Source organism: Priestia sp. YIM B13490, from assembly GCF_042787735.1.
Taxonomy (GTDB): domain Bacteria; phylum Bacillota; class Bacilli; order Bacillales; family Bacillaceae_H; genus Priestia; species Priestia megaterium.
The window spans coordinates 1-2518 of record NZ_JBHZOT010000040.1; the positions used below are offsets into that span (position 1 = coordinate 1).

The window sequence follows — 2518 nt, forward strand, 5'->3', positions numbered from 1 at the left end:
GTGCGCCCATAAGGGCTTCTGGGGAATCTGCTATAGCAAGCAGTAGGTATAGATATCTTAATAAACCTATCATCAATCAACTTATCCACGAGGGAAACTAATGTGGGGAGTGAAGCATGTTGGTAAAGTCATAAGTTGCCTAGTTACCAAAGGCACGACTGAATGGCAAGATGAAATTGTTGTGAATAAGGATGAAAGCTAAACTGCTTGAATGATAGTCTGAGGGGGCATATCGAAGCCTATTTCGAAAGGTGACTGATACGAAATAAAACCACGGTACAAAGTTGAGGTAGATAACTTTTGTACAGTTGATATCCGTGGTTTCCTAGCCATAATAAATGGAAAAGGACGAAAGTCACATCCGATATCACAATACGGCTATGTCTGCAGAAGTACTAAATGGGGATTACCTAAGTTAGAATGCCAAAGAAAATGGCTATTGAGGATGATATCAAGTGTAATAAGCAAGATATGTGGCTCATGAAAATCTAATAAGGTAACGGAGTTCCCGTAGTAATCGGAAGTAGGGAAAGCCTACTACATGGTGAAGGGGAACAGCTTATCTAGTTTAATACAATTATGGAAGGAGCGAGAGGCTTCATGAGAAATCCAAATGATGTATTAAGCAGTCTAGTGTCTAAGGCAAACGATACTGAGTATAAGTACAAAAGATTGTATAGGAACTTATACAATATAGATTTTTATCTTTTAGCTTATCACAAGATTAACGCCAAAGAAGGAAATCTGACTAAAGGTGCAGATGGAAAAACTATTGATGGAATGAGTATTGAAAGAATACAAAACATAATTGACAAACTAAGAGAGCAATCATATCGACCACACCCTGTTAAAAGAGTGTATATCCCGAAAGAAAAGCAAGGAAAAAGACCGTTAGGAATTCCATCTTTCGATGATAAATTAGTACAAGAAGTATTAAGATTAATACTCGAAAGTATATACGAGCCACAATTTTTGGAAACATCACATGGTTTTAGACCACAAAGAAGCTGTCACACAGCACTAATAAAAATTCAAAGGCGATTTACTGGTGTGAAATGGTTTGTTGAAGGAGATATAAAAGGGTTCTTTGATAATATCGACCATCACACTCTTATAGGAATATTGAGAAGAAGAATCGATGATGAAAAGTTCATTAATCTTATTTGGAAATTCCTAAAAGCAGGTTATGTTGAAAATTGGGTATATCACAAGACGTATAGTGGGGTTCCACAAGGTGGAATCATAAGTCCTTTACTAGCTAACATCTATTTAAACGAGCTAGATAAATATGCGGAAAAATATAAAAAGAAATTTGACTCGCAAACCATTAAAAGAAAAAGTCTTATAGAGTACAAGAGGGTTCAATACAAAGTCAGTGAAGAAAGAAAGTGGCTAAATGAGAATTGGAACTCCCTATCCAAGGAACAACAAAAGCAGAAGTTAAAAAACATAAGGGAGAAACAAAAAACATTAAGTAGTATGAACTGTACGGACCCAATGGATGAAAACTTTAGACGTCTTAATTACATCCGATACGCTGATGATTGGATAATTGGAATAATCGGTAGCAAACAGGATGCAGAGGACGTTAAAAAAGACTTTGCCAACTATTTAAAGAGCGAGCTTAAATTAGACTTATCCTTGGAGAAAACTCTAGTTACAAATAGCAAAAAAATGGCTAGGTTCCTAGGATACGATTTAACCGTACAAAGATCTTCAGCGATAAAAAAAGATAAAAATGGAATTCCTAAAAGGTCTTATAATGGCGGTGTGAAGATATATGTTCCCCACGAAAAGTGGGTGAACTCTTTATTAGAAAAAGGTGCTCTAAACATTAGACCTGACGGTCAATGGAAAATCCTACACAGAAATAACCTTATAAGGTTGGATGACTTAGAAATACTTAGCACGTACAATGCTGAGATCAGAGGATTATATAACTATTATCGCATCGCTAATAATGCAAGTGTAATAAACAAATTCAAATATGTGATGGAATATAGTTTGTATAAGACTTTTGCTTCTAAGTACAGAAAACCTAAAGGGAAAATAATCAATAAATACTCAATCAATGGAACCTTTGGCGTGAAGTATAAAGTAAAAGGTGAGGAAAGGATAAGATACCTATACAATGAAGGCTTCAAAAGACAAAAGCCTCTAACAGAACTGGAAACAGACTACCTCCCAACTACAATGCAATACAAAGGTAGAAACAGTCTTATATCAAGGCTAGAAGCTCAAACATGTGAAATATGTAAGACAGAGGAAAAACCTTTTGAAGTACATCATGTAAGAAAAATAAAAGATTTAAAAGGTAAAAAGCGTTGGGAACAAAAGATGATAGCAAGACGAAGAAAAACTTTAGTAGTCTGTTTAAAATGCCATAGAGACATCCATAATGGAAAACTAGATTGATAAGTGGAGAGCCGTATACATTGAAAGGTGTACGTACGGTTCGGAGGGGAGCTCTTGGAAACCTCCTGTAGAAATACAGAAAGGCGCTGGGTGCTTACCCTAC

Annotated in this window: 1 protein-coding gene; it reads left to right on the forward strand. The window is 35.8% G+C overall.

All coding sequences use genetic code 11. The annotated features are described in order from the left end of the window. Positions 1-600 precede the first annotated feature (600 nt). Positions 601-2415, forward strand: coding sequence for a reverse transcriptase domain-containing protein (locus ACFX4R_RS29390; RefSeq protein ID WP_377571741.1), 1815 nt, complete (start codon positions 601-603; stop codon positions 2413-2415). The last annotated feature ends 103 nt before the right edge of the window (positions 2416-2518 follow it).